Source organism: Arthrobacter sp. zg-Y40 (assembly GCF_020731535.1).
Taxonomy (GTDB): Bacteria; Actinomycetota; Actinomycetes; order Actinomycetales; family Micrococcaceae; genus Arthrobacter_B.
On the sequence record NZ_JAJFZS010000008.1, the window covers coordinates 687,904 to 713,778 of the forward strand.

General features: G+C 65.7%; 22 protein-coding genes and 1 pseudogene. 15 read left to right on the top strand and 8 right to left on the bottom strand.

Going from position 1 to position 25,875, the window contains the following annotated elements; genetic code table 11:
- Nucleotides 1-8: 8 nt before the first annotated feature.
- Complete coding sequence (locus tag LJ754_RS10670; protein ID WP_227926542.1) at nucleotides 9-1,610, bottom strand: cytochrome ubiquinol oxidase subunit I; 1,602 nt, start codon at nucleotides 1,608-1,610, stop codon at nucleotides 9-11.
- 183 nt (nucleotides 1,611-1,793) lie between these two features.
- Between LJ754_RS10670 and LJ754_RS10675 the strand changes: the two genes are divergently transcribed.
- Together LJ754_RS10675 and LJ754_RS10680 are read left to right on the top strand one after the other, a co-directional pair.
- Complete coding sequence (locus LJ754_RS10675; protein WP_227926543.1) at nucleotides 1,794-2,159, top strand: BlaI/MecI/CopY family transcriptional regulator; 366 nt, start codon at nucleotides 1,794-1,796, stop codon at nucleotides 2,157-2,159.
- Between the two features lie 17 nt (nucleotides 2,160-2,176).
- Entirely contained in the window at nucleotides 2,177-3,151 is a 975-nt protein-coding gene (locus tag LJ754_RS10680) for a M56 family metallopeptidase (protein WP_227910918.1), read from the top strand.
- Between the two features lie 25 nt (nucleotides 3,152-3,176).
- On the opposite strand, the gene LJ754_RS10685 is transcribed toward LJ754_RS10680, so the two are convergent.
- Nucleotides 3,177-5,288, bottom strand: coding sequence for a DNA gyrase/topoisomerase IV subunit B (locus tag LJ754_RS10685; protein WP_227926544.1), 2,112 nt, complete (start codon nucleotides 5,286-5,288; stop codon nucleotides 3,177-3,179).
- 268 nt (nucleotides 5,289-5,556) lie between these two features.
- Between LJ754_RS10685 and LJ754_RS10690 the strand changes: the two genes are divergently transcribed.
- Nucleotides 5,557-5,778, top strand: coding sequence for a DUF7455 domain-containing protein (locus LJ754_RS10690; RefSeq protein ID WP_227910916.1), 222 nt, complete (start codon nucleotides 5,557-5,559; stop codon nucleotides 5,776-5,778).
- Nucleotides 5,779-5,977: 199 nt separating this feature from the next.
- Here the strand turns inward: LJ754_RS10690 and LJ754_RS10695 are convergent, their stop codons facing one another.
- The 6 genes and pseudogenes from LJ754_RS10695 to LJ754_RS10720 all read right to left on the bottom strand — a co-directional run.
- Nucleotides 5,978-7,303, bottom strand: a complete 1,326-nt coding sequence (locus tag LJ754_RS10695) for an RNA polymerase sigma factor (protein ID WP_227910915.1) — start codon at nucleotides 7,301-7,303, stop codon at nucleotides 5,978-5,980.
- A 406-nt stretch (nucleotides 7,304-7,709) separates the two neighbouring features.
- Nucleotides 7,710-9,131, bottom strand: a complete 1,422-nt coding sequence (locus tag LJ754_RS10700; RefSeq protein ID WP_227926545.1) for a DUF4192 domain-containing protein — start codon at nucleotides 9,129-9,131, stop codon at nucleotides 7,710-7,712.
- Between the two features lie 126 nt (nucleotides 9,132-9,257).
- The gene (locus LJ754_RS10705) at nucleotides 9,258-10,013 is read right to left on the bottom strand and encodes an ABC transporter permease (protein ID WP_227926546.1); all 756 of its coding nucleotides are present in this window, start codon (nucleotides 10,011-10,013) and stop codon (nucleotides 9,258-9,260) included.
- 10 nt (nucleotides 10,014-10,023) lie between these two features.
- Nucleotides 10,024-10,794 carry an ABC transporter ATP-binding protein gene (locus tag LJ754_RS10710; protein ID WP_227926547.1) on the bottom strand — a complete coding sequence of 257 codons (771 nt, stop codon included), beginning with the start codon at nucleotides 10,792-10,794 and terminating at the stop codon, nucleotides 10,024-10,026.
- Between the two features lie 170 nt (nucleotides 10,795-10,964).
- Nucleotides 10,965-12,314 carry an MFS transporter gene (locus LJ754_RS10715; protein WP_227926548.1) on the bottom strand — a complete coding sequence of 450 codons (1,350 nt, stop codon included), beginning with the start codon at nucleotides 12,312-12,314 and terminating at the stop codon, nucleotides 10,965-10,967.
- Between the two features lie 216 nt (nucleotides 12,315-12,530).
- A pseudogene (locus tag LJ754_RS10720) lies at nucleotides 12,531-13,424 on the bottom strand (proteasome assembly chaperone family protein); the annotation flags it as partial.
- 266 nt (nucleotides 13,425-13,690) lie between these two features.
- Between LJ754_RS10720 and LJ754_RS10725 the strand changes: the two are divergent.
- From LJ754_RS10725 to LJ754_RS10780, 12 genes are all read left to right on the top strand, one after another.
- Complete coding sequence (locus LJ754_RS10725) at nucleotides 13,691-15,220, top strand: leucyl aminopeptidase (protein ID WP_227926549.1); 1,530 nt, start codon at nucleotides 13,691-13,693, stop codon at nucleotides 15,218-15,220.
- 189 nt (nucleotides 15,221-15,409) lie between these two features.
- Nucleotides 15,410-16,792: a dihydrolipoyl dehydrogenase gene (lpdA, locus tag LJ754_RS10730; protein ID WP_227926550.1), complete on the top strand. Its 1,383-nt coding sequence runs from the start codon at nucleotides 15,410-15,412 to the stop codon at nucleotides 16,790-16,792.
- A 116-nt stretch (nucleotides 16,793-16,908) separates the two neighbouring features.
- Nucleotides 16,909-18,666, top strand: a complete 1,758-nt coding sequence (gene sucB / locus LJ754_RS10735; protein WP_227926551.1) for a 2-oxoglutarate dehydrogenase, E2 component, dihydrolipoamide succinyltransferase — start codon at nucleotides 16,909-16,911, stop codon at nucleotides 18,664-18,666.
- A gap of 152 nt (nucleotides 18,667-18,818) precedes the next feature.
- On the top strand, nucleotides 18,819-19,166 hold the full coding sequence (locus LJ754_RS10740) for a hypothetical protein (RefSeq protein WP_227910907.1): 348 nt from the start codon (nucleotides 18,819-18,821) through the stop codon (nucleotides 19,164-19,166).
- A gap of 78 nt (nucleotides 19,167-19,244) precedes the next feature.
- Nucleotides 19,245-19,673, top strand: coding sequence for an OsmC family protein (locus LJ754_RS10745; RefSeq protein ID WP_227910906.1), 429 nt, complete (start codon nucleotides 19,245-19,247; stop codon nucleotides 19,671-19,673).
- Between the two features lie 223 nt (nucleotides 19,674-19,896).
- Nucleotides 19,897-20,202, top strand: coding sequence for an urease subunit gamma (locus LJ754_RS10750; protein WP_227902226.1), 306 nt, complete (start codon nucleotides 19,897-19,899; stop codon nucleotides 20,200-20,202).
- A 1-nt stretch (nucleotide 20,203) separates the two neighbouring features.
- On the top strand, nucleotides 20,204-21,103 hold the full coding sequence (locus LJ754_RS10755) for a hypothetical protein (protein ID WP_227926552.1): 900 nt from the start codon (nucleotides 20,204-20,206) through the stop codon (nucleotides 21,101-21,103).
- Between the two features lie 61 nt (nucleotides 21,104-21,164).
- Nucleotides 21,165-21,611: an urease subunit beta gene (locus tag LJ754_RS10760; RefSeq protein ID WP_227910904.1), complete on the top strand. Its 447-nt coding sequence runs from the start codon at nucleotides 21,165-21,167 to the stop codon at nucleotides 21,609-21,611.
- A complete protein-coding gene (ureC, locus tag LJ754_RS10765) occupies nucleotides 21,611-23,335 on the top strand; it encodes an urease subunit alpha (protein ID WP_231706214.1) in 1,725 nt (574 codons plus the stop codon). The genes LJ754_RS10760 and ureC overlap by 1 nt, the downstream gene beginning before the upstream one ends.
- Before the next feature lie 81 nt (nucleotides 23,336-23,416).
- Entirely contained in the window at nucleotides 23,417-24,034 is a 618-nt protein-coding gene (locus tag LJ754_RS10770; protein ID WP_227926554.1) for an urease accessory protein UreF, read from the top strand.
- A gap of 46 nt (nucleotides 24,035-24,080) precedes the next feature.
- Nucleotides 24,081-24,713, top strand: coding sequence for an urease accessory protein UreG (gene ureG, locus LJ754_RS10775; protein ID WP_227910901.1), 633 nt, complete (start codon nucleotides 24,081-24,083; stop codon nucleotides 24,711-24,713).
- A 26-nt stretch (nucleotides 24,714-24,739) separates the two neighbouring features.
- Nucleotides 24,740-25,795, top strand: a complete 1,056-nt coding sequence (locus LJ754_RS10780; RefSeq protein ID WP_227926555.1) for an urease accessory protein UreD — start codon at nucleotides 24,740-24,742, stop codon at nucleotides 25,793-25,795.
- Nucleotides 25,796-25,875: the final 80 nt, after the last annotated feature.

A 25,875-nucleotide genomic window follows, 5' to 3' on the forward strand; every position in this document is an offset into this window, starting at 1 on the left:
GGAAGGTCTTAGTAGGCAAAGTCGAGCACATCGGACTTCGCCTTTCCGGGCGTGCCGTCCGGGTCCATGCCCGGGGAGTTCAGGCCGCCGGTGTCGCCGTCGTCGTTGCCCAGCAGGTCCGGCATGGCAGCCGGGACGCCGCCGCGGACGAACTTGAACAGCAGCCGGACCTCAACCACCAGCAGTGCCAGGTAGACCACGGTGAACGCGATGACGGAGAAGAGCAGTTCGCCCATACTTACGCCCGGTGAGACGGCAGCCGCGGTGAACATAAAGACGCCGTCGGTGCCGGTGGGATTCGGTGCCACCACAAACGGCTGGCGTCCCATCTCGGTGAAGATCCAGCCGGCGCTGTTGGCGCCGAACGGCGCCAGGATGCCGAACACGGCCAGGCGCATCAGCCACTTCGACTCGGGCACGGTGCCCTTGCGGACCACCCAGAGGGCGAAGGCCGCAGCGACTGCTGCGATGCCGCCGAAGCCGATCATGATGCGGAATCCCCAGTAGGTGACGGCGAAGTTCGGTGTGTAGTCGATCTCCGCGCCCGAGTTGGAGCCGTAGATTTCGTTGTCCGGCAGGTGGGTGCCGTAGTCGTCCTGGTACTGGTCCAGGAGGGTGTTCACGCCCCGGATCTCGGTGTCGAAGTCGCCGTTGGCCAGGAAGGAGAGCATGCCGGGGATCTCGAGGAGCGTGTCCACGTCCTCGCAGTTTGCAGCGCCGGGGTCTCCGACGGAGAGGACGGAGAAGCCGGTACCGTCGTGGCAGGCAGCTTCAGCCGCAGCCATCTTCATGGGCTGCTGCGCGAACATGAGCTTGCCCTGCAGGTCGCCGCTGACGGCCACGCCGGCGAAGGCGACGACGGCGACGGCGGCGCCCACGCGCAGCGAGCGGAGCCAGACGGCGTGGTCGGTTTTGTCGCGGCCGATTTCGGGCCGTTCGCCAACTACTACGTTGCCCTTGCTGTCCACGGTGTCGATGCCGTCACGGCGCCGCTTCCAGAGGTGGTACCAGGAGATGCCGAGCAGGAAGCCGCCGGCTACGGCGAAGGCACCGAAGACGGTGTGCGGGAAGGCCACCAGCAGGGTGTTGTTGGTCAGGACGGCCCAGATGTCATTCATGACCGGGCGACCGTCGACCATTTCCACGCCCACGGGGTGCTGCATCCAGGAGTTGGCGGCCAGGATGAAGTAGGCCGAAAGCATCGAGGCAAGCGTGGTGATCCAGATGCTCGCCAGGTGGATTTTCTTCGGCAGACGCTTCCAGCCGAAGACCCATAGTCCCAGGAACACAGACTCGGTAAAGAAGGCGAGCAGCGATTCCAGGGCCAGCGGGGCGCCGAAGACGTCACCGACGAAACGGCTGTACTCGCTCCACGCCATGCCGAACTGGAATTCCTGCACCAGGCCGGTGGCCAGGCCGAGGATGAAGTTGATGAGGAAGAGCTTGCCCCAGAACTTGGTCATCCTGAGGTACTGCTCTTTGCCGGTACGTACCCAGGCCGTCTGCAATGCTGCGACCACGATGCCCAGGCCAATGGTCAGCGGCACCATAAGGAAGTGGTAGACGGTGGTGATGCCAAACTGCCACCGGGCGATATCCAGTGCTTCCACGCGATTTGTCCTTCAATAGTTCGACGACTTCTACAGGACGTAGAAGACTGACTTCTACACAGCGTAGAACATCGCCGCAAAGATTTCTACGTGATGTAGAACCACAGGCCGAAACGCGGTACATTGGTAGGTCTGGACTGAACTATCGGCTGAGGCCGGGACTGAATAACGAGAAGGATGCACATGGCTACGCTGGGTGACCTGGAACGCGCAATGATGGACCTCCTGTGGGAGTCGTCCGAAGCAGCCACGGCCAACGAGCTGCGGGAAAAACTGGCACAGCGCGAGGAATCCGCTGACGGCAGGGGCCTGGCAGTGACTACGGTGCTGACCGTCCTTTCGCGCTTGGAGAAAAAATCCCTGGTACGCCGCGAGCGGGACATCCGGCCGCACCGCTACCGGGCAGTGACCACGCGTGCAGAACACACCGCCGAACTGATGCACGAGGCCCTGGGTACCGCCAACGACCGTGAAGCCGTCCTGGCCCGGTTTGTCGGCTCGGTCTCCGACACCGAAGCCGAGATGCTCCGCAGGTTGCTCGGCGCCTAGGCAGCGGCACCAACAGAGTGTTCTGGGCTTCCTACGCACTGGCCGCGCTGGCGATTATCCTGGCGTGGCCCGTGCCCATTCTCCTCTCGCGGGCAAAGTGGCCCGCGCGCTCCCCCTTCACGGCCATGGTCCTGTGGCAGGCCATAGCCCTCGCCGGCGGACTGTCGATGATCGGCGCCATGCTGACCTGGGGCCTGGAACCGCTGGGCAACAACTTGCTGGACGGGCTGCAGGGCCTCTGGGCCATCCTGGTGGCCGGCGCCCCGGCGAGCGAACTCGGCTTGGTCCACGTGTTCGCCCTCAGCGCCGCATCTTTGTTGAGCGCCCATTTGGTCTTTACCCTGCTGCTGACCTGGTACCGCATTCTCCGCGGCCGGCGGCGGCACCGGGACATGCTGAACCTGCTCAGCTCCCCCTCCTCGGACGCACCGGCCACCTTGGTGATCCAGCACCCCACGCCGGTGGCCTACTGCCTGCCCGGCGGCGCACGCTCGGTCACCGTCCTGTCCGACGGGCTGCTGAACATGCTCTCCGAGGATGAGCTTTCCGCCGTCCTGACCCATGAGCGGGCGCATCTGGCTCAGCACCACCACCTGCTGCTGTGGGCGTTCGCGGCCTGGCGCGCGGCGCTGCCGTGGCTGCCGACCTCACTGATGGCGCAGCGGTCGGTCAACGAACTGATCGAAATGCTCGCAGATGATGAGGCGCTGCGGAAGGTGGACCGGCTAACCCTGGTGCGTTCGGTTGCCATAGTGGGTTCCGGCAGCCCCGCACCTGGCCGGGAGACGCCGGCAGCGCCGGCGTCCAACTCTCCGGCTGCCCTGGGCGGCCCGGACTTCCAGGAACCGCTGGGCACAGCCGGCAGGCTCAGCCGGCTGCTGACGCCGCAGCCGCCGCTCCCGCGCTGGCAGCAGGTGTGCGTGCTGTGCCTCTCGGTCCTGCTGCTGGCCGTCCCGACCACACTGCTGATCGCTCCGGGCCTGCTGGACTAAGTCCCTGCCCCGACCCGGCGCATCGCTAGGCGTCGATGCGGTCCCGGTCCAGCATGGCTGCGCCTGCAATGATGAAGTCCTTGCGCGGGGCAACGTCGCTTCCCATCAGCAGTTCGAAGGCGTGCTCCGCTGCTGCAGCCTCCGAGATCCGTACCCGGCGCAGGGTACGGTGCCGGGGGTCCATGGTGGTTTCCGCCAGCTGGCCGGCATCCATTTCGCCCAGTCCCTTGTACCGCTGGATGGGCTCCTTGTACCGCTTGCCCTCCTTTTCAAGGCTTGCCAGGACCTGGTGCAGTTCCTTCTCGCTGTAGGTGTAGACCATCTCGTTGCTCTTGGTACCCGCGTTGATGACCTCCACCCGGTGCAGCGGCGGAACCGCCGCGTACACACGTCCGGCTTCGACCAGCGGACGCATGTAGCGGAAGAACAGGGTCAGCAGCAGCGTACGGATGTGCGCGCCGTCGACGTCGGCGTCCGTCATGAAAATGACTTTGCCGTACCGTGCCGCGTCCAGCTGGAAGCTGCGGCCGGAGCCGGCGCCCACTACCTGGATCAGGGCGGCGCACTCGGCGTTGGAGAGCATGTCCGCCACGGACGCCTTCTGCACGTTCAGGATCTTGCCGCGGATGGGCAGCAGCGCCTGGTAGTCCGAGGACCGCGCCAGCTTGGCAGTGCCCAGGGCGCTGTCGCCCTCGACGATGAAGAGTTCGGAGCGCTCCTGGTCATCGATCCGGCAGTCCGCCAGTTTGGCGGGCATGGTGGAGGTCTCCAGCGCGTTCTTGCGGCGCTGGGTTTCCTTGTGCACGCGGGCAGAGATTCTCGACTTCATCTCCGCCACCACCTTTTCCAGCAGCTGCGCGGACTGGGTCTTGTCCGCACGCGCGGCGGAGTTCAGCCGGGCGGTGATTTCCTTCTCCACCACCTTGGTGACGATGGCACGGACCGCGGAGGTGCCCAGGATTTCCTTTGTCTGGCCCTCGAACTGCGGTTCGGCCAGCCGGACCGTCAGCACCGCGGTCAGTCCGGCGAAGACATCGTCCTTTTCGATCTTGTCGTTGCCCGCCTTCAACTTGCGGGCATTGGCTTCGATGACCTTGCGGAAGGTCTTGAGCAGGCCCTGCTCAAAGCCGGTCTGGTGGGTGCCGCCCTTGGGCGTGGCAATGATGTTGACGAAGGACCGGATGTTGGTTTCGTACCCGATGCCCCACCGCAGGGCAATGTCCACTTCGCACTCACGCTCGACCTCGGTGATCCTGCTGTGCCCGCTGTCGTCCAGCACAGGCACCGATTCCTTGAACTTGCCCGTGCCGTGGAGGCGCCAGATGTCCGTCACGGCGGCGTCGGCCGCCAGGTAGTCGACAAATTCCGCAATGCCGCCGTCGTGGTGGAAGACCTCTTCCACCGGACCGTTCTCGCCCGGGGTACCGGGCAGCCGGCGCTCGTCGCGGAGGGTGATGCGCAGACCGGGCACCAGGAAGGAGGTCTGGCGGGCACGGGACTGCAGCTCGGTGTAGGAGAACTTGGCGTCCGGGGTGAAGATCTGCCGGTCCGCCCAGTACCGGATCCGAGTACCGGTGACGCCGCGCTTGGCCTTGCCCACCACTTCCAGGGGCGAACTTTCCGGGGACGGGGTGAATTTCGCCTCCGGTGCGGGGTTCTTGCCGGTGTCGGCAAAGTGCCCGGGCTCGCCGCGGCGGAAAGCCATCTGGTAGGTCTTGCCGGCACGGTCCACCTGGACGTCCAACCGCGAGGACAGGGCGTTGACCACGCTGGCGCCGACGCCGTGCAGGCCGCCGGAGGCAGCGTAGGAGCCGCCGCCGAACTTGCCGCCGGCATGGAGCTTGGTGAATACCACTTCGACGCCGGAGAGCCCGGTTTTCGGTTCAATGTCCACCGGGATGCCGCGTCCGTCGTCATGGATCTCCACGGAGCCGTCCGGGTGCAGGATCACTTTGATGCTTTGGCCAAACCCGGCCAGTGCCTCATCCACGGAGTTGTCGATGATTTCCCAGAGGCAGTGCATAAGGCCGCGGGAATCCGTGGAACCGATGTACATACCCGGACGCTTGCGGACAGCTTCGAGCCCTTCCAAGACGGAGAGGTGCCGGGCTGTGTAGTTCGAACTTGGGGGCGCCACGTGCGATGAAACTCCTTGGTATCGGCCGCTGGCCAACAAACGGATCAATGTAGATCAGTGTCAAACGGATGAATGTCCGGGAACAACCCGGACTCCTACAAGGTTAATCCCCGGCGGTGACAGAACCTGTCAGCGACTCAGCAGCAGTGAGACTGCCCACACCGCCCCGGCCAAATGGTACGCGCAGAGCGAAAGGCGGCCGAACCTGCCATGGCTGGGCCGGCAAAGATGGTTATATGAAGTATCAACACCCTTGAGGAGGCAACTCATGACAGCAGCAGTAGCAACCCGTGAGCTGAACAGCCTGGACCGCTGCGATCGTTGCGGCGCACAGGCATACGTACGTGCCGTACTGGAATCCTCCGGTGGGGAACTGCTTTTCTGCGGACACCACGCACGGGCGGTCGAGGCAAACCTTCGCCCGCTCACTTCGGAATGGCAGGATGAAACCGCTCGCCTGAACGAGAAGGCGCCGGTTCCTGCGGAGTAATTACCGGCAGAACCACCGCTGCAGCGTCCGCGCAGGTGCGGGCAGCGCGTACCAAGCTTGAAGAAGTCCCCTTCCAACCGGAAGGGGACTTCTTTTGCTATATGCACATGTGCCCCGGGCTTAAACACAGCGGCACCCCGTCCGCCGGAGCGTAACGGAGTGCCGGCTGCCGGCTGCCGGGACGAGCCCGCAGTGTCTTTTAGTCCAGGTAATCCCGCAGGACCTGGGACCGCGACGGGTGGCGCAGCTTGGACATGGTCTTGGATTCGATCTGGCGGATGCGTTCGCGGGTAACCCCGTACACCTTGCCGATTTCGTCCAGGGTCTTGGGCTGGCCGTCGGTCAGGCCGAAACGCATGGCAACTACGCCGGCTTCACGCTCGGAGAGCGTGTCCAGAACCGAGTGCAGCTGCTCCTGCAGGAGCGTGAAGCTCACGGCGTCGGCGGGGACAACAGCTTCGGAATCCTCAATGAGGTCACCGAACTCGGAGTCGCCGTCTTCACCCAGCGGGGTGTGCAGGGAGATCGGCTCGCGGCCGTACTTCTGCACTTCCACAACCTTTTCAGGGGTCATGTCCAGTTCCAGGGCCAGTTCTTCCGGAGCGGGCTCGCGGCCCAGGTCCTGGAGCATCTGGCGCTGCACGCGGGCCAGCTTGTTGATGACCTCCACCATGTGCACCGGAATACGGATGGTGCGGGCCTGGTCGGCCATGGCACGGGTGATGGCCTGGCGGATCCACCAGGTGGCGTACGTGGAGAACTTGAAGCCCTTGGTGTAGTCGAACTTCTCGACCGCACGGATCAGGCCCAGATTGCCTTCCTGGATCAGGTCAAGGAAGAGCATGCCGCGGCCGGTGTACCGCTTGGCCAGGGAGACCACCAGGCGGAGGTTGGCTTCGAGGAGGTGGTTCTTGGCACGCTTTCCGTCGTGGGACACCCACTGCAGCTCACGCTTGAGCTTGGGGTCCATCTGCTTCTCAGCCGGCAGAAGCTCATCGGCGGCAAGCTTTTCGTCAGCAAACAGGCCGGCTTCGATCCGCAGTGCGAGGTCAACTTCCTGCTCGGCGTTCAGCAGGGCAACCTTGCCGATCTGCTTCAGGTAGTCCTTGACCGGATCGGCAGTGGCACCCGCGGACACAACCTGCTGTGCAGGGGCATCGTCGTCGTCGGCGTCGGAGTACACAAAACCGGACCCTGTGGGTGCGGCATCGGCTGCGGGATCGGCAGCTTCGACGGCGTCAGCGTCGGGTTCGACGTCGGCGGGCTCGTCGTGCAGCTCGTCCTCGGCTTCCGACTTGGCACCCTTGGCCGGCTTTGCCGTTTTGGTGGAGGTCTTTCGACCTGCGGCCGCTGTGCCGGCCTTGGCCGGTGCCTTCTTGGCGGCAGGCTTGCGGGCCGTCTTGGCAGCGGTCTTTTCGCCGGAAGCGGGCTCCTTGACGGCCGTCACGGAGGGGGCGTCAGCTGCGGCAGTGCGCTTTTGTGCAGTGTCAGTCTCTTCGACTGCAGTTGTCTTTCTCGGCGACACAGAAAACCTTTCATACGGCGGGTTGTGGCACCGCCATTGGGGGCAACACCACTATGACCCTGTCAAGTCCGTGCTTCAATCCAAGTGATGTCAGCTCGGCATGTTCTTGGTAGAACACGCAGCGCCGGTGTTTTGTTCCGTCCGCCACATGGGCTGGCAGTTCAAAGGACACTTGATACACGAACCCGACCGGGTCTCGGTTCCCATTGTCGCACGTTTTCCGTCCTGCCACAGCACCGGTGCGGGCATCCGCAGCTACGGCACGGGGCTTGCGCACCATGCAGTCCCGTTCCGGCGCGGCCCTTCTCCATCCGCAGCCCGGACTCCCGTTCGCCGCCGTCCCCCGCTCCCGGAGCCGTCACATTTGCATGCTCCACTGCTCTCAACACTCCCCCGGCTACCCCTGCTACCCCGGTTCCCCCGGTTCCCCCGGCCATGAGCCGGCCCGGGAGCGGGCCCAGTCCGGCAGGACACCGGTTCCCAGTAGTTCCCGCAGCAGCAGCGCCAGCCGGTAGCCCGACGACTCGTCCAAAGCGTGCTGCAGGAAAACATCAGAGCGGGATCCGCGTCCGCGGGCCCATTCGATCCACGCCAAGAGACAGAGCAGCGCCGCTTTTGGGTCTCCTGCGGCCACCGGAACAAGGTCCCTGAACACCGCGTAGGTTCGGTCCAGCATGTTCCAATCCGGGACCGTCGGACTCGTGCCCACCAGGATGTTCCGAAAATCCGCTGCTGCCGTTGGCCGTCCCTCTGCCCGGCCCGTGTCCTGCCCGGCAAAGGGCACGGGTGCAAGCGTCCCGCGGGCCCGTGTTCCCCGCAGCGGCTCGGAAGGCAGTCGTTCCGAAGGCAGCGGCTCCGAAGGCAGTGCAGGCGCCGGGAATACCGGCGGCTGCGCCTGCCGGGAGGTGAGGCCGTTGGCTTCCGCCCCGGCCAGGGCAGCCTGGGCGCCGGCCGCGCCCAAAACCAGCAGCGTGTCCCGGACGGAGCGGTCCTGCAGGCTTGCCAGCAGGAAACCAGCCAGTTCCGGGTCCTCCCGCAGCCGGGTTGCGACGGCAGGGGCGGAGTCTCCGGCAGGGGCCGGGTCTCCGGAGCCCGCAAGACCCGGGTCAGCACTGCCCGGGTCTGCACTGCCCGATCCGGCGCCGTCGGTTTCGGCGGCCTTTGCCCAGAGCAGCAGTGTTCCGCGGAACTGCGCCTTTCCATTCCATTGCCCGCCGACCAGTGCCGTGAAACGCTCCTGGGCCTCGGCTACCTGCTCGTGGTTGCCCCACGGCGGCGGAAAGGACTCCCCTACCGCGTTCTCCAAGGAGGAGGCGTACGCACTCCCGCGGTACACGAGTTCGGTGTTGAGCATGCTGTCGGCGATTTGTTGCCGAGGTGTCCCGGGCCAGGGACAGCAGTGGGGCCGGACACAGAAATAGTTGCGCCAGGTGTCCGGCCCCACCAGCCACCCGTCCTGCAGCGGGATGCCGGCGGCACCAAATTCCTTCGCCATGCGCCGGATCAGGGACCGGTATGGTGCGTGCGCGGGCTGGATCCAGGGCTCATCGGTATACATGGCCAGCAGGACCCCGTCGGCACGCGGGTCCGAAGCCATGAACCGGCAGGCATTGAGCGCATATGCGGCGCTGGTGCCGGGCTTGAGGCCCCGCGCAGGCGGCAGGTCGAGGCGCAGGGTTGCGCCGAGCCGGTTGCCGCATAGCGCGAGCAGCACCAGTGAGTTCCGTGGTTCGAAGCCCAAGGTGTGCGGAATCAGGCTAAGGATGTCTGCCGGGGCGCGGACGCGGTATGGGTTCTGCGGGGTGCCGGCGGCCGGTTCTGTGCTCATGCCGCAAGGCTTCCTGCGTGCACACATCCGTAACAGCGCCTGCCCGGCGGCTGTGTACACACGGCCGGCAGGCCGCTTTCAGTCCCGCCGGTGGAGGAAGAGTGATCCGCAGCCGAAGGTGCCCGGTCAGTTCCAGCGGAAAACCTTCGCGGCCACCAAGGCAGATGGAACGGTCCAGCCGAGCATCACCAGGAAGGGAAAGGCGGTAACCGATCCGCCGTACCAGGCAGCGGTAAGTGCCTGGGTCATGGCACCGAGCGGGGTAAAGGCCGCTATCTGGCGGATACCCTCCGGCATCAACGGTCCGGGCGTCCACAGTCCGGCAGTGAACATACACGCCATGAAGACCAGGAACCCGATACCGTAGGCCGTCTGCGAGGTCCCGGCGAGGGCAGCGATGAGAGATCCCACCGCCATCATGGCGGCGGTTCCGAAGGCAAGGATCAGGACAACCAGCGGGATGCTGCTCGGCATCAGGCTGTCAAAAGCCACCCGGGCAAGCAGCATGGCCAGGGTCACTGCCACCGCCAGCGAAGCGGCGCTGATGATCCACTGGGAAAACAGGATCCGGTGTGCACCCACGGGCGTCACCCCCAGCCGGCGCAGCACTCCGGTCTCACGGTAACCGCTGATGGCGGAGGGATAGTTGGTCACCGCCACACTGGACAGTGCCACTGCAAGGGCCAGGGGAACCAGCAGGTCGATGGGGCGGAGGCTGGCATAGAGGGGATCGCTTCCACCCATCGGCGCCGTCGTCCCGGGCATCACGAACCCCTGCAGCAGCAGGATGGCCGAGGGAAGGATCAAAGCCATGAAAATGCTCACCGGATTGCGCAGGTAAAGCTTCGCTTCAGCGGATGTCAGGGCTCCGAGCGTGCGCATGGCCGTGCCTTCACTCTCCTGCAGGCTGTTCGATAAATGCCAGGTAAGCGTCCTCAAGGGAGCCGGCACCGCCGTCGTTCCCGCCGGACGCCGAAAGAAGTTCCTGCGGCGTCCCGACGAACCGTGTCCGGCCGGCATCGATGATGGCGAGGCGGTCGCAGAGACGCTCGACATCGTCGAGGTAGTGGGTGACCAGCAGGACCGTGATGCCGCCGTCCTTCACCCGTTGAATCAGCTGCCGGACATCGCGCCGGCCCTGCGGGTCCAGTCCCGTGGTCAGCTCGTCGAAAACCACCACATCCGGATTGCCGATCAGGGCAAGAGCAATCGAGAGGCGCTGCTTCTGTCCGCCGGACAACTTGGCGAAGGGACGCTTCCGGTGTTTGTCGAGCCCCACCGTGCGCAGCAGCTCCGTCACGTCCGCCGGAGCAGGATAAAAGGCGGCGAACAGGCGCAGCGCTTCCTCTACCCGCAGGGCAGGGGGCAGGGCCGCGGACTGGAGCTGGTAGCCCACCCGTTCCCGCACCGCCGCCCGGTCTGCGGCGGGATCCACTCCCAGGACGCTGATGTGCCCGGCGTCCGGCCGCAGCGCACCCGTAACGCACTCCACTGTGGTTGTCTTGCCGGCCCCGTTGGGTCCGAGGATTCCGAACGTTTCGCCGGCTGCTACCGAGAACGTAACGTCCTCCAAAGCGGTCACTCCGCGGAAGCCCTTGGCCAGTCCGCGGACATCCACCACTGCAGCGGCCACTCCGCCGCCCAGGGCCTGTGCACCGGTCATGCCGCTCATTGTGGACACCGGCCAGCACCGGGTCAAGGGTGCAGCGGGCAGGCCGGCACGGCGAAGCGCCGGTTAGCGCCGGCCGTCACCGCCGGCAGTCCCCCGGCGGTGGACACCGGCCAGCACCGGGTCAAGGGTGCAGCGGGCAGGCCGGCACGGCGAAGCGCCGGTTAGCGCCGGCCGTCACCGCCGGCAGTCCCCCGGCGTTCTTCCCGGCGGCGCTGGCGCTCCCGGGCCAGGGCTGCGCGCAGCGGCGGCAGCGGCGAGCCGGCGTCGGCCAGCCGGGAACGGATCTTTGCGCGCGTGCGCAGGATGCCGAGCACGCCCACGGCCATCACGGCGAACTGGACGGCCAGCGCGATCCGGAACGAGCCCAGGGCGTACAGGTCTCCGCCGGAGAACCCGTTGCTGTTCAGCACGTCCAGCACCACGCCAATCAGGTACATGCTGACCAGGGAGGCAATAAAGCCGCCGATGTTCACAATTCCGGTGGCGGTCCCGAGCCGGTGGCTGGGGTTGTAGGTCCGCGCAAAATCGAAACCGATCATTGATCCGGGGCCGCCGACGGCGAGCAGGGCGACCAGGAGCGCCAGCAGCCACAGCGGCGCCGGACCCGGATACAGCAGCACGACGAGCCAGCCCAGGGCCATGGCGCCGGCGATCAGCAGGACCATGGTGGACCGGCGCAGGGGATGCCGTCCGACCCAGGAACCCATCCACGGGCCGCAGACAATGGCCACCACCACAAAGAAGGTCATCAGCCCCGAGGCGACCGCAGGCGCCACGCCTTCGGCGCTGACCAGGTACGGGAAGCCCCACATCATCACGAACACGGTGCCCGGGAACTGCACCGTGTAGTGGGTCCACATGCCGAGCCGGGTGCCGGGCTGGGCGAAGGCTTCGGACAGGGACGTGCCGGTCTGGCGGAGCGGCAGCGGTACGGGCGCTTCACCGCCGTCGGGCCGGTTCCGCACACACGCCAAGGTGAGCACCAGCGCCAGCAGGGACAGGGAAGCGGCGGATACAAAGGCGGTGCTCCACCCGAAGCGGTGCAGCACAAAGGCAAAAGGAATGGCGCTGGCAACTTGGCCCAGCTGCCCCACGATGCCCGTGTACTGGGTGAGAACCGGGATTTTCCGGCCGGAGAACCAGGCCGGCAGCAGGCGCAGCACCGAGATAAAGGTCAGCGCGTCCCCGGCTCCCACCAGGGAGCGGCCGAGGATGCCCGCGCCTACCGACTCGGCGGCCGCAAGCTGGAATTGCCCGGCCATCATCAGGGCGGCACCGGCCGCGATCAGCATCCGGGGACCGAAGCGGTCCACCAGCACGCCCACCGGAATCTGCAGCCCGGCGTACACCAGCAGCTGCACCACGGTGAAAACGGACAGCACGGAGGCTGTGGCGGAGAACCGCTCGGTGGCTTCCAGCCCGGCGACGCCGAAGGAGGTGCGCTGGGTGACGGCCACCATGTAGGCGAAAACGCCTACTCCCCAGACGAGCCAGGCCCGTTTTCCGTTCATCGGCCGGCCCGCTTCGGGCAGGCCTGCCGCAGGCTAGGCCTGGTCCCGGTGCCCTTCGGCGTCGTTATCGCTCCGGCCCTGATCCGTGCCCTCCGTGGCATGCGGTGCATTCTCCTGATCTGCGCGTCGGTCTTCTTGGGTGTTCATCGCCCCGTCCGTGCCGGGGTGCTGGGTCTCCGGCCACAGGGCTTCGGATTCCTCTTCGGCCTGCGGGCTGGCCAGGTAGGCCTCCACAGCGGCACCGATTTCGTCGGCGTTGGCCAGTTCATCGTTGTCCTTGACCAGCAGGGAACGCGTGACGATGCTTTCGGTGTACTGGTCGTAGCGCTTCTCCAGGGTAGCCACCACGCCCTTGACCTCGGCGGAGGCCTCCACCTGCTCGGTGATCTGGCGCTCGACGTCGCGCCCGGCTTCGCGCAGCCGGTCAGTGGGCAGCACCAGCGAGGCGGCAGCGCCCAGGTATTCCAGGCCGGCGACGGCGGCGGGCGGGAACTCAGCCTCGGCGAGGTAATGCGGTACGTGGACCACCTGGCCGACGACGTCGACGCCGGCGTCGGTGAGCCGGATTTCGAGCACGTGCCCGACGGCGGCCTGTATCTGGGCAATCGGGGTCCAGGAACTGATGCCCTCCACCAGGTCGGGACGGTTCCCGTGGGTAGTGACCCCGATGGGGCGGGTGTGCGGGACGGGCATCGGAATGGAGTGGACCCAGCAGACCAGTTCCACCTCGAAGAGATCGACCAGGTGCAGCACAGCGGCGGCGAAGCGTTCCCACTGCAGGTCCGGCTCGAACCCGGTCAGGAAGAGGAACGGCTCCCCCAGCCCGTCGTACATCCGGTACAGCTCAAGCCGCGGCGGTTCATAGTCGCTTAGGTGGTCTTCGATGAAGGAGATCTGCGGCCGGCGATTCCGGTAGTCGATCAGCTGGTCCGCGTCGAAGGTAGCCACCAGGTCATAATCCAGGGCGTCGAAGAGTTCGTCACGGATCTGGCTGACCACATGACCGGCCTCGGCGAAACCGGTAAAGCCGGCCAGAAGCTTCAGTCCGTGGAGGTCCGCGGAGTCCGCCACCTCAGGATTCAAATTAAACAGGGTCAACGGATCAAGCATGTCTTACCCCTCCCGGCGGCTCGTTCCAAAGCGGTTGGCGCCGCATGCCGTCCCGCATTCTGCGGTATCAGCCCTGCTGCGCCCCTTACTCAAGGGTAAACGCACGCAGGTACCCGATTCATTCCGCACCCCGCCCCGGCACTGCGCCCCTGCACGCACGCCCCGAGACCGTGCTGCGGCGCGCAACGTTGCAGCAGGCACACGGCAAGAGACTACGATCGGTCTGGTAACGGCAAAGCAACACAGAAACGTGAGGAAGCAGCTTCGTGAACAAAGCCAGTGAGCCCAGCCTGTCGGCAGTAGCCAAGGACGGGCGGAAAGTCTCCGCCAACGCCCTCGTAGTCGGCGTAGGCCAGACCCCCGACGGTCCCGTCCTGATCGAGAGCCCGCTTTCCCCCAAGGCCACCGCTGCCCTGGCTGCTTCGCTGCCCATGCTCGGCGTCACCGGTGCCGCCGACCAGGTCCACCGCCTGCCCGGACTGCCCGAAGTTGATGCGGACATGCTCGTCCTCACCGGCCTGGGTGCCGTGTCCCCCGGTGTCGCCATCTCGGAAGAGACCCTGCGCCGGGCTGCCGGTTCGGCTGTCCGCCAGATTGCCGGCACCGCCTCAGTAGCCCTGGCCCTTCCGGCCGGCACGGTGGCGGACGCCGCCGCCGTCGCCGAAGGCGCCCTGTTCGGCGCCTACAGCTTCACCGAGCACCGCAGCGCCGCCACCGCCGAGAAGGTCCCCGCTCCGGTTTCGGCGATCACCGTGATCACGGCCGCCGCTGATGACAAGGCACTCAAACCCGCCCTCGAGCGCGCCCGCATCCTCGGCAAGGCCGTGAACGCCACCCGCACCCTGGTCAACCAGCCGCCCAGCCACCTGTACCCGGAAACCTTCGCCGCCGCAGCCAAGGACCTGGCGAAGTCCCTGCCGGTGAAGGTCACCGTGTTCGATGAAAAGAAGCTTGAACGCGAGGGCTTCGGCGGCATCCTGGGCGTCGGCAAGGGCTCCGCCCGCCCGCCGCGCATGGTCAAGCTCGAGTACTCGCCGCTGCGCCCGAAGGCCAAGCTCGCCCTGGTGGGCAAGGGCATCACCTTTGACTCCGGCGGACTGTCCCTGAAGCCGGCCGCCGGCATGCAGGCGATGAAGTCGGACATGGGCGGCGCGGCCGTAGTGCTCAACGCCCTCCTGGCCATCGCCGAACTCGGCCTGCCGGTCAAGGTCACGTCCTGGCTGTGCATTGCCGAGAACATGCCCTCGGGCACCGCCCAGCGGCCCTCCGACGTGATGACCACCTACGGCGGCCGCACCGTTGAGGTCCTGAACACCGACGCCGAAGGCCGGCTCGTGATGGCCGACGGCCTGGTTGCCGCCAGCGAAGAAGGCCCCGACGTCATCATCGACGTCGCCACCCTCACCGGTGCGCAGATGATCGCGCTGGGCAACCGGGTCTCGGCAGTGATGGGTGAAGAAGGTGTCCGCGACGCCGTCAAGGCTGCAGCGGACCGCTCCGGCGAGCTGTTCTGGCCGATGCCCATTCCGGAGGAACTGCGTGCCAGCCTGGATTCCCAGGTGGCTGACATTGCCAACCACGGCGAGCGTTTCGGCGGCATGATGACCGCCGCCACGTTCCTGCGCGAATTCGTGGGCGAAGTCAACGGCACCAAGATCCCCTGGGCCCACCTGGACATTGCCGGCCCCGCCTTCAACGAGGGCGCTCCGTACGGGTACGTCCCGAAGGAGGGCACCGGCGTCGCCGTCCGCACCCTGGTCGCCTACGCGGAAGACGTGGTCGTCCGCGCTTCATAGCATCCGATCCGGTTCCGTGAAACGGAACTGACGTTTGTTGCTGGTGTTTCTCATTACACTTCGCCCCCTACCGCCTGTCCCCAAGTGGATGCAGGTGGTAGGGGGCGATAGGGTGAGACCTGATCACAAACGCCCAAATACTCACCGGCGCGCATGGGCGCGTCAACGATTACGCGAGGGAGCGTCCAAGTGGCCGATAAGGCAGCTGCGCAAGAGTTCGACATCCTGATCCTCGGCGGAGGCAGTGGCGGCTACGCCGCAGCTCTGCGCTCGGTGGAGCTGGGATTCTCCGTAGGTCTCATTGAAAAGGGGAAGCTGGGCGGGACCTGCCTTCACAACGGCTGCATCCCCACCAAGGCGCTCCTGCACTCCGCGGAGATCGCCGAGAACGCCAAGACGGCCTCCAAGTACGGCATCAACGCCACCTTCGACTCCATCGACATGACGGCGGTGAACTCCTACAAGGACAACATCATTGCGGGCAAGTTCCGCGGCCTGCAGGGCCTGATCAAGTCCAAGGGCATCACCGTCATTGAGGGCGAAGGCAAGCTCACCAGCGAAAAGACCATTGAGGTCAACGGCCAGACCTACACGGGCAAGAACATCATCCTGGCCACCGGTTCCTACTCCCGTTCACTGCCGGGCCTGGAAATCGGCGGCAAGGTCATCACCTCCGACCAGGCCCTGAAGATGGACACCGTGCCCAAGAGCGCGGTCATCCTTGGCGGCGGCGTCATCGGCGTCGAGTTCGCCTCCGTATGGAACTCCTTCGGCGTGGACGTCACCATCGTGGAGGGCCTGCCCTCCCTGGTCCCCAACGAAGACGCAGCCATCATCAAGCAGCTCGAACGTGCCTACAAGAAGCGTGGCATCAAGTTCAGCACCGGCATCTTCTTCGACAACGTCCAGCAGAACGACGACGGCGTCGTCGTCACGCTGGCCGACGGCACCAAGTACGAAGCGGATCTGCTGCTCGTGGCCGTGGGCCGCGGCCCGGTTACCGCCAACCTGGGCTACGAGGAAGCGGGCCTGACCATGGACCGCGGCTTCGTCATCACCAACGAGCGCCTGCACACCGGCGTCGGCAACGTCTACGCCGTGGGCGATATTGTCCCCGGCCTGCAGCTGGCCCACCGCGGCTTCCAGCAGGGCATCTTCGTGGCCGAAGAGATCGCCGGCCTGAAGCCCGTTGTCGTCGAAGACGTCAACATCCCCAAGGTCACCTACTGCGAGCCGGAAATCGCCTCCGTCGGCCTGACCGAAGCCAAGGCCAAGGACAAGTTCGGCGCCGAAAACGTCGAGGTCCAGGAATACAACCTGGCCGGCAACGGCAAGACCTCCATCCTCGGCTCCTCCGGCCTGATCAAGATGGTCCGCGAGAAGGACGGCCCCATTGTCGGCGTCCACATGATCGGCGGCCGCATCGGCGAGCAGATCGGCGAGGCCCAGCTGATCGTTAACTGGGAGGCGTACCCTGAGGATATTGCCAGCCTGATCCACGCCCACCCGACGCAGAACGAAGCGTTGGGCGAGGCAGCCATGGCCCTGGCCGGCAAGCCCCTTCACGGTTAATACCTAAGCTTCACTCCCCCGGCGCAGACGGAGCACCGGATGCGCCGGGGAATTCATCACCAGCACCAGCGGTACGGCTGGTCACAAAAGATCTAATAAGGAGAAACGGGGACAATATGTCTGAAACCGTGAACTTACCCGCCCTTGGTGAAAGCGTCACCGAAGGCACCGTCACCCGCTGGCTGAAGAACGTCGGCGACCGCGTTGAGGTCGACGAGCCCCTGCTCGAGGTGTCCACCGATAAGGTCGACACGGAGATCCCCTCCCCCGTGGCCGGTGTGATCGAGGAAATCCTCGTTGCCGAAGACGAGACCGCAGAGGTCGGCGCCGCGCTTGTGCGCATCGGCGACGGTTCCGGCTCCGATTCCCAGCAGGACGACGGCGGCAGCGCCGCCAACCAGGAAGCCCCCGCGCAGGAAGCCCCGGCTGAAGAGGCTCCTGCCCCCGCAGCCGAAGAGGTTCCCGCTGCCGACGAAGGTTCCTCCGCCGGCTCCGGCGAAGGCACCGAGGTCACCCTGCCCGCACTGGGTGAGTCCGTCACCGAAGGCACCGTCACCCGCTGGCTGAAGGCCGTGGGCGACGACGTCGAGATGGACGAGCCGCTGCTTGAGGTGTCCACCGACAAGGTTGACACTGAGATTCCCTCCCCCGTGGCCGGAAAGCTGCTGGAGATCCGGGTCAATGAAGATGACACCGCTGAGGTTGGCGCCGTACTCGCCGTTATCGGTTCCGGTGCGGGCGCTCCCGCCAAGGCCGAGCCGAAGGAAGCCGAGCCGGTAGCGGCCGCTTCCAAGGACGAGCGCGAAGCGCCGGCTGTTGAGCCGGAGAAGCAGGAAGCTCCCAAGCAGGAAGCGCCGAAGCAGGAAGCCCCCAAGGCTGAAGCACCGAAGCAGGAAGCTCCCGAGGCTGAGGCTTCCAACGACGGCGGCACCTACGTGACTCCGCTGGTGCGCAAGCTCGCCAACGAGCACGGCGTGGACCTGTCCACGCTGAAGGGTTCCGGCGTCGCCGGCCGCATCCGCAAGCAGGATGTCCTCGAAGCCGCCGAAGCAAAGAAGTCCGCCGCCCCGCAGCCCGCTGCAGCGCCGGCGTCGTCCTCCGCCGCTTCTGACAAGGCAGCCCCGGCGAAGATCAGCGACGAAAGCGCGAAGCTGCGCGGCACCACGGTCAAGGCACCGCGGATCCGCCAGACCATCGCCCGCCGCATGGTCGAATCCCTGCAGGTCTCGGCCCAGCTGACCCAGGTCCAGGAAGTGGACATGACGCGCATCGCTAAGCTGCGCGCCTCGGCCAAGAACTCCTTCCTGGAGCAGAACGGCGCCAAGCTCACCTTCCTGCCCTTCATCGCCAAGGCTGTTACCGAGGCACTGAAGCAGCACCCGAAGCTGAACGCGTCCTACGATTCCGACGCCCAGCAGATCACGTACCACGACGCCGAACACCTGGCGATTGCGGTGGATACCGAGAAGGGCCTGCTGGTTCCCGTCATCGCGGATGCCGGCGACCTGAACATTGCCGGCCTTGCCAAGCGCATCGGCGATGTCGGATCGCGCACCAAGGCCGGAAAGATCGGACCGGATGAGCTTTCCGGCGGAACCTTCACCATCACCAACATCGGTTCCGTGGGTGCCCTGTTCGACACCCCGATCATCAACCAGCCGCAGGTAGGCATCCTGGGCACCGGCGCCATCGTGAAGCGTCCCGTCGTCCTGACCGACGCCGAGGGCAACGACACCATTGCCATCCGCTCCATGATGTACCTGTCCCTGTCCTACGACCACCGCCTGGTGGACGGCGCTGACGCAGGCCGGTTCCTGCAGACGCTGAAGGCACGCCTGGAAGAGGGCAACTTCGAGGCCGACCTGGGCCTCTAGGTTCCAGCCTTAAGGACGCAGGGCGCTCTCCCGTACGGGAGGGCGCCCTGCGTCGTTAAGGCCGCCGCAATTTCTCTACATGTTGTAGAAAAGTTACGGCGGCACTGCGTGATCGGGCCGTTGTGCTGACAGTGCGTCAGTAAACTGGAAGCATGGATATCCTTCAAAGCTTCCTTGTTTTCCTGCACATCCTCGGTGCGGCCATCATCGTTGGCCTGTGGTTCGCGCGGATCAAGAACCCGACGGTGCTGCCGGGCCAGTTCCACGGCGCACTGCTCCAACTGGTCACCGGACTGGCCCTGGTGGCCATCGCCGAGGCGGGCGACGGCGACGTCAACCACCTGAAGATCGGCATCAAGCTCCTGATCGCCCTGGTCATTGCCGTGCTCGCGTTCATCGGCCAGCGCCGCTACAAGAAGGATGAGCCCGTCTCCGCCGGCCTGGCCAACAGCGTCGGCATCCTCACGATCGTCAACATCGCCCTCGCCACCATGTGGTAGTCCGCACACCAGCGGAAATAGGATGGGATGGCGCCGGTTTCCACCGGCCCCATCCCATCACTGCTTAAGGAGCCCCCCATGGCTACAGTCCGCTCAGCCCACACCGTTTGGAACGGCGACCTCTTCAACGGCAAGGGCGATGTAACCCTCGACAGCTCCGGTTTGGGTACCTACGACGTCACGTGGAAGGCCCGTGCCGAGGAGGCCAACGGAAAAACCAGCCCGGAGGAACTCATTGCCGCGGCCCATTCGGCCTGCTTCTCCATGGCCTTCAGCAATGCGCTGGCCGAGGCGGGCAAGACCGCCGAGCGGATCTCGACTTCCGCCGATGTCACCTTCGTCCCGGGCACCGGTATCACCGGCAGCCACCTGACGGTCACCGCCGTGGTCCCCGGTCTGACCGCCGAGCAGTTCGATGACCTCGCCGAATCCGCAAAGACCGGCTGTCCCGTCTCGCAGGCCCTGGCAGGAATCGACATCACCATGGACGCCACCCTGGAGTCCTAGGCCTCCCACATCCCAGGCATCAAGGCCCGGACCGCGATTGCTGCGGTCCGGGCTTTTTGTCTTTCGAGCCCGGGCAAACCCAATGCAGGGTTTTGCTCCGGCATCCGGGTGGACGGGGTGTTGGCCCCGCCGGGGTCCGCGTAGCGTGGTTTGCAAGCGAGCTTGGCCCGTACGCCAAGGGAGCGGTTTCGATAGCATCGCAACTGCGGCTGAAGGTAAAGAAATGAACCTCACTCCCAAAGAAATCGACAAGCTTTACATCTACCAGGTTGCTGATCTGGCCCGGAAGCGGCGCGACCGGGGAACCAAGCTGAGTGTCAGCGAAGCAACCGCCCTCATCTGCGAGGCAATCCTGGAGGGCGCCCGCGACGGACGGACCGTTGCTGAGGTGATGGAGCTCGGCAAGACCATCGTCTCCGAGTCCGAATGCATGGACGGCGTGCGTGAGCGGCTGCCTCTCCTGCAGGTCGAGGCGACCTTCGTTGACGGCAGCAAGCTGGTCTCCTGTCACGATCCCATTGGGGTGTGACTTGACCGGGCCCGCCGAGCCGCGTGCAACGGTGGTCCTGGTCGGAGGGCACGAGAGCGGCAACGGCGCGGACTTCTCCTTCCTCACCGATCTGATCCCCGACGCTCTCGTCACCCCCGCCGGACGGCCGTTGCACAACACCCTCACCCGGCTGCGCGCGCGGAACATCTCCGGCGCGGAGGCGGCACCAATCGTCGTGCTACCAATGACTTTCGGGCGCAACCCGACTCTCGTGGCCGACACGGCGAAGACGCTCAAATGGCTCGGTGCCCAAGGCGCCCGGGACAGCGCCGCCGCGCCGCTGGCTTTGGCGGACGCTTTCGGCACGGCCGACCACCTCACGGCGTGGCTGCGGACCGCCGCCGTCGAGGTGCGCCGGCGCACACCGCGCGCAGCCGTGTTGATAGTTGCAGATGCAGCCAACCCCTTCGACGACGCCGAACTCCACCGCATCGCGCATTTGGTGCGGACCCACGGGGCCGGCAACCCGGTGGAAACGGCTGCTGTCGAGGACACGGAGGCACTCCTGGAAGCTGTCCGGCGGATGCGGCTGCTTGGGAGTACGGAAACGGTGGTTGTACCGGCCGGGTTCCGCCGGGTGGCCGCCGTGCACGGCGAAGCTGTCCCCTTCGGCGAAGGCGCACTTGCCGACACCGGCTTCTACGGTGCCCTGCTGAGCGAACAGGCGGTTCTGCGCGTCATCCGCGAACGGGTCCATGACGCACTGCACGCCCTCGGGCACGGCCGTACCGGCATTGAGGCAGGCCTTCAGGCTGACCACAGTCACGGTTATGCCCACTCGCACGCCTTCGAGGAGGCTAACGGCCACTCCCACATCCACAGCAACGGGGCGGGCGACGGCCACACCCATCACCACCCCGCCCCGATCGGCTCGAGCTGACCGGAATCCCCCACTGAAACACCATGTGCGGCCGCGCGGCGCCGCAAGGGAAGGAATCACCATGCTGGGCAGCCCCACTTATGACCACGGAGAACAAGAGATCGAGATCAATGCCGGCAGGCCGAGCGTCAAGCTGCTGGTGAGCAACACAGGTGACCGGGCCATACAGATCGGCTCCCACTTTCACTTCTTCGAAACCAACAAGGCGCTTCTGTTTGAACGCGAACTCGCCTACGGCATGCACCTTGACGTGCCGGCAGGCACCGGTATCCGCATCGAGGCAGGCGACACCAAAGAGGTAACCCTGACGGCTTACGCCGGCAACCGCCGGGTCATCGGCTTCAACAACCTCGTAGACGGCGGGCTCGATTCTGCGGCAACGAAAATTCGGGCGATGGACCGGATGAACGAACTCAAGTTCCAGAACGGCAAACCGAATGCCAAACCCAGTGCCGGCAACACGGGCAACCCGGCGAAAACGGGTAACGCAGGAGAAGGGAAGAAGTGATGGCGAAGATCTCGCGCAAGCAGTACACCGATCTCTTTGGACCGACCACCGGGGACCGGGTCCGCCTGGCCGATACGAACCTGGTGATCGAGATTGAGAAGGACTACAACGAAGGCCACTACGGCGACGAGGTTGTCTACGGCGGTGGTAAGACCGCCCGTGACGGCATGGCTGCCGACCCGCAGGCGACCGCCGCGGAAGGCGTGCTCGACCTGGTGATCACGAACGCCATCATCCTGGATCCAGTGCTTGGCGTGGTCAAGGGCGATATCGGTGTGCGCGACGGCAAGATCGCCGGCGTCGGCAAGTCCGGCAACCCGCACACCCAGGACGGGGTGGATCCGCGGCTGGTGGTTGGACCGGGCACTGAATTACTGGCCGGCGAACACTTTATTGCCACCGCCGGCGGCATCGATTCGCACGTGCACTACATCTCGCCGGAACAGGCGCTGGCGACCCTCTCCAACGGCATCACGACCATCTTCGGCGGCGGCACCGGGCCAACCGACGGCACCAACGGCGTCACCACCACCCCCGGTGTTTGGAACCTCGCCCGGATGCTCCAATCCGCCGAGGGAATGCCGGTGAACATGGGTTTCCTCGCCAAGGGCAACGGATCGCTGCCGGAGGCCCTGATGGAACAGATCGAGGCCGGGGCGGCCGGACTCAAAGTACATGAGGACTACGGCACCACCCCGGCAGCGCTCAGCAATGCACTTTCCATGGCAGATCACTACGATGTGCAGGTCTCGGTGCACACCGACAGCCTCAACGAGTCCGGTTACGTGGAGAACACCCTGGACGCGATCGACGGGCGCACCATCCACACCTTCCACACCGAAGGCGCCGGCGGCGGACACGCCCCGGACATCATCAAGGTGGCCGGGCACCCCAACGTCCTCCCGTCGTCGACGAACCCGACCCTTCCCTACACCGTCAACTCGGTCGATGAGCTGCTCGACATGGTGATGGTCTGCCACCACCTTTCCCACGACATCCCGGAAGACGTCGCCTTCGCCGATTCCCGGGTGCGGGCCGAGACAATCTCCGCCGAAACCGTTTTCCACGACGAGGGCATCATTTCGATGGTTTCCTCCGACTCCCAGGCGATGGGCCGCATTGGCGAGTCGTTCATGCGCACCTTCCAGATCGCCCACCACTGCAAGGACCAGCGCGGCAAGCTGCCCGAGGACAGCCCGGACAACGACAACTTCCGGGTGCTGCGCTTCCTCGCCAAGATCACGATCAACCCGGCCATCACCCAGGGAGTGTCCGACTACATCGGCTCACTGGAAGAGGGCAAGATGGCCGATATCGTGCTTTGGCCGATCCAATCCTTCGGCGCCAAACCCCGGCTCATCGTCAAAGGCGGACTGATCAACTGGGCACTCATGGGCGATCCGAACGCCTCACTGCCGACCCCTCAGCCGGTGTACTACCGGCCAATGTTCGGTGCGCAGGGCAAGGCGCTGCAGAGCACGCGGGCAACGTTTATGTCCCAGGCGGCCATCGACAAGGGTGTGCCGGAGAAGCTCGGGCTTCAGAGCCAGGTGTTCCCGGTGCACCGCTGCCGCGGCATCGGCAAGCAGCACATGGTGCGCAACAGCGCCACACCGAACATCGAGGTGGACCCGGAGACCTACAACGTGACATACAACGGCACGCTGGCCACGATCCCTCCGGCCCAGTCGCTGCCGTTGACCCAGTTGTTCTTCCTCGCCTAGGGGCACCGAATGACGGATGTACGCCAGTTGCTGACAGCCCTGCAGTTCGCGGACTCGGCTTTCCCCAGCGGCTTTTACACGATGTCACACAGTCTCGAAGGGTACAGCCAGGCCCGCCTGGTGGGCCGGGACGGCGTGCAGCAGCTGCTGGGCGAGCTGTTGCTGCACGCCGTCGGGCCTTCGGACGCAACCGCACTCGCCGCCGCGCACCGCGCGGCGGCGGACGGCGACGTCGAACTCGTCCAGGAGATCGACCAACGGCTCTTCGCCTCAAAGCTGAACGCCGAAATGCGCACCGCTTCGGTACGCAGCGGGCACCAGCTGATCGATCTGGGCGCCGAGCTGACTCAACAGGCGCTGCTAGCCGAATACCGGGAGCGGGTGCGGGTGCGCAGCACCCCCGGGTGCCAGCCCGTCGCCGCAGCTGTGGTGTATGCGGCGAACGGGGTTGACGCCAGGGACGCTGTTGCAGCGGACCTGTTCGCCTTTTCGGCGAGCTTCGTCGGGGCCGCGCTCCGGCTTCGGCTGACCGACCACCGGCAGGCGCAGGCCATCCTGCTGGAAACGTCCGGGGTGATCGAGCAGGCGACGGATGCCGCCCTTGAGCGCGATCTCGCTGACCTCGGCGGCTGCGCGCCCATGGCGGACGTGATGTCGGCCCGGCACGAAAGGGCCGAGGCGCGGCTGTTCTCCAGCTGAATGGCGCATACGGAAGAACGACATCTACACCGAAAAAGAGGAACCCATGAGCGAGAACGTTTTGAGGATCGGCATCGGCGGACCCGTTGGCAGCGGCAAGACAGCTTTGACGGAGGCGCTCGTTCCGCTGCTGATCGAGGCCGGCCGCACCCCCGGCGTCATCACAAACGACATCTACACCCAGGAGGATGCCCACCACGTGCGCCGTGAGTTGGCCGGTATCCTCGATCCCGAGCGCGTGATGGGCGTCGAGACCGGGTCGTGCCCGCATACTGCCGTCCGCGACGACCCAACCATGAACCTGGCCGTAGGGGCCGAAATGCTGGAACGGTTTCCCGAGATCGACACACTGATTTACGAATCCGGCGGCGACAATCTGACGCTGACGTTCTCCCCTGCACTGGCGGACGTGTTTGTGTTCGTGCTGGACACCGCAGAGGGCGAGAAGATGCCGCGCAAGCGGGGTCCCGGCATCACCGACAGCGACATCCTGGTCATCAACAAGATCGACATTGCACAGTATGTCCGCACGGATCTCGGGGTGATGGAGTCGGACGCGCACCGGGTGCGTGAAGACAGGCCCGTAGTTTTGACGAACTCACTCACCGGGTTCGGGGTTGACGAACTCCAGCGGGAGATCATGTCCCAGTGGGGTGCCAGAACCGAGCTGATCGGATGAGGCTGAAGGCGACGGACCCAGCAACTATGGCGGAACCGGCCGGAAACACCGCTGCCGGTGCAGCCCGGCTCGCCAGCGTGAGTGCACTGCCCCGCCCCGCGCCGGCCGGCGGCCGGGAACCGAGCAGGGGCGGCTACCGGCTCGAACCGGCGTTCTATGAGCCGGCCCGGGTGCCGGCAGAAGTGCTGCACCAGGCTCAAATCTGGCGGGGTTTGCCCGTTGGCAGCCCGGGTAAGGTGGGCATTCTGCAGCTGGGGTTCGACCGCAACCGGGGCCGCACCGAGCTGGTGCAGCACTACCAGAAGTCACCGCTGCAGATAATGCATCCGCTCTACTACAACGAGCTGCGCCCGGATATGGCCTACACCTACCTGATGTCGGCAGGCGGAGGCATCCTGCATGGAGACAGGCTGCGCACCGATCTGCGTTTCGGGCCGGGCACGTCGGCGCATGTGACCACCCAGACCCAGACACGGGTCTACCGGATGGAGCACGACTACGCCTCCGCGATTATGAACATCGCTGTCGAAGAAGGCGCCTACGCGGAGTACCTGCCCGAGGCCGTGGTCCCCTTCGCCGGTTCGCGCTTCTACCAGCAGACATCGGCGGTGGTCGACGCGTCGGCCACCCTGCTGCTCGGCGAGACCCTGTACGCCGGCAGGCTCGCCCGCGGCGAACGCCATGCCTATGACGTGTACGCCTCCGACCTCGAGGTGCGGCGTCCGGACGGCCGGCTCGTTGCCCTGGACCGGGTGAGGCTGTGCCCCGGGGCAGGAGAGCCGGGAGGGTCCGACGGCGTGAACGGGCTCGGCGTGCTCGCGAACCATGACGTGCTTGCGATGCTTTACGTCTTCACGCCCCTCGTACCGCCGGCTCAGCTCGCCGATACCATGCACCGGGCAGTCGCAGAGAGCGGCGGCGACCTGATCTTCGGGGTGAGCACGTTACCCGGTGAAGCCGGTGTGTGGATGCGGCTGGTAGGCAACGACACCGTGGCCGTGGCCGCAGCGAACACGGCCGCCGCGGCCGCCGTGCACGAGTTGCTGACCGGGAAACGGGCACCCGTGATCCGCAAGAGCTAGAGAGGGGTGGAACGGTGCGAGACAACACGCAAGCGGAAGCCGCGACGCAGGGGCGCTCCTACCGGGCGCAGGTGGTACGT

What these genes read in the sequence shown, in the direction of transcription:
- LJ754_RS10750 (WP_227902226.1), top strand. Translation starts at nt 19,897, where the DNA reads ATGAACCTCACTCCCAAAGAAATCGACAAGCTTTACATCTACCAGGTT.
- LJ754_RS10715 (WP_227926548.1), bottom strand. Translation starts at nt 12,314, where the DNA reads ATGAACGGAAAACGGGCCTGGCTCGTCTGGGGAGTAGGCGTTTTCGCC.
- LJ754_RS10745 (WP_227910906.1), top strand. Translation starts at nt 19,245, where the DNA reads ATGGCTACAGTCCGCTCAGCCCACACCGTTTGGAACGGCGACCTCTTC.
- LJ754_RS10675 (WP_227926543.1), top strand. Translation starts at nt 1,794, where the DNA reads ATGGCTACGCTGGGTGACCTGGAACGCGCAATGATGGACCTCCTGTGG.
- LJ754_RS10690 (WP_227910916.1), top strand. Translation starts at nt 5,557, where the DNA reads ATGACAGCAGCAGTAGCAACCCGTGAGCTGAACAGCCTGGACCGCTGC.
- LJ754_RS10740 (WP_227910907.1), top strand. Translation starts at nt 18,819, where the DNA reads ATGGATATCCTTCAAAGCTTCCTTGTTTTCCTGCACATCCTCGGTGCG.
- ureC (WP_231706214.1), top strand. Translation starts at nt 21,611, where the DNA reads ATGGCGAAGATCTCGCGCAAGCAGTACACCGATCTCTTTGGACCGACC.
- LJ754_RS10760 (WP_227910904.1), top strand. Translation starts at nt 21,165, where the DNA reads ATGCTGGGCAGCCCCACTTATGACCACGGAGAACAAGAGATCGAGATC.
- LJ754_RS10705 (WP_227926546.1), bottom strand. Translation starts at nt 10,013, where the DNA reads ATGCGCACGCTCGGAGCCCTGACATCCGCTGAAGCGAAGCTTTACCTG.
- LJ754_RS10780 (WP_227926555.1), top strand. Translation starts at nt 24,740, where the DNA reads ATGGCGGAACCGGCCGGAAACACCGCTGCCGGTGCAGCCCGGCTCGCC.
- sucB (WP_227926551.1), top strand. Translation starts at nt 16,909, where the DNA reads ATGTCTGAAACCGTGAACTTACCCGCCCTTGGTGAAAGCGTCACCGAA.
- LJ754_RS10700 (WP_227926545.1), bottom strand. Translation starts at nt 9,131, where the DNA reads ATGAGCACAGAACCGGCCGCCGGCACCCCGCAGAACCCATACCGCGTC.
- LJ754_RS10710 (WP_227926547.1), bottom strand. Translation starts at nt 10,794, where the DNA reads ATGACCGGTGCACAGGCCCTGGGCGGCGGAGTGGCCGCTGCAGTGGTG.
- LJ754_RS10770 (WP_227926554.1), top strand. Translation starts at nt 23,417, where the DNA reads ATGTCACACAGTCTCGAAGGGTACAGCCAGGCCCGCCTGGTGGGCCGG.
- ureG (WP_227910901.1), top strand. Translation starts at nt 24,081, where the DNA reads ATGAGCGAGAACGTTTTGAGGATCGGCATCGGCGGACCCGTTGGCAGC.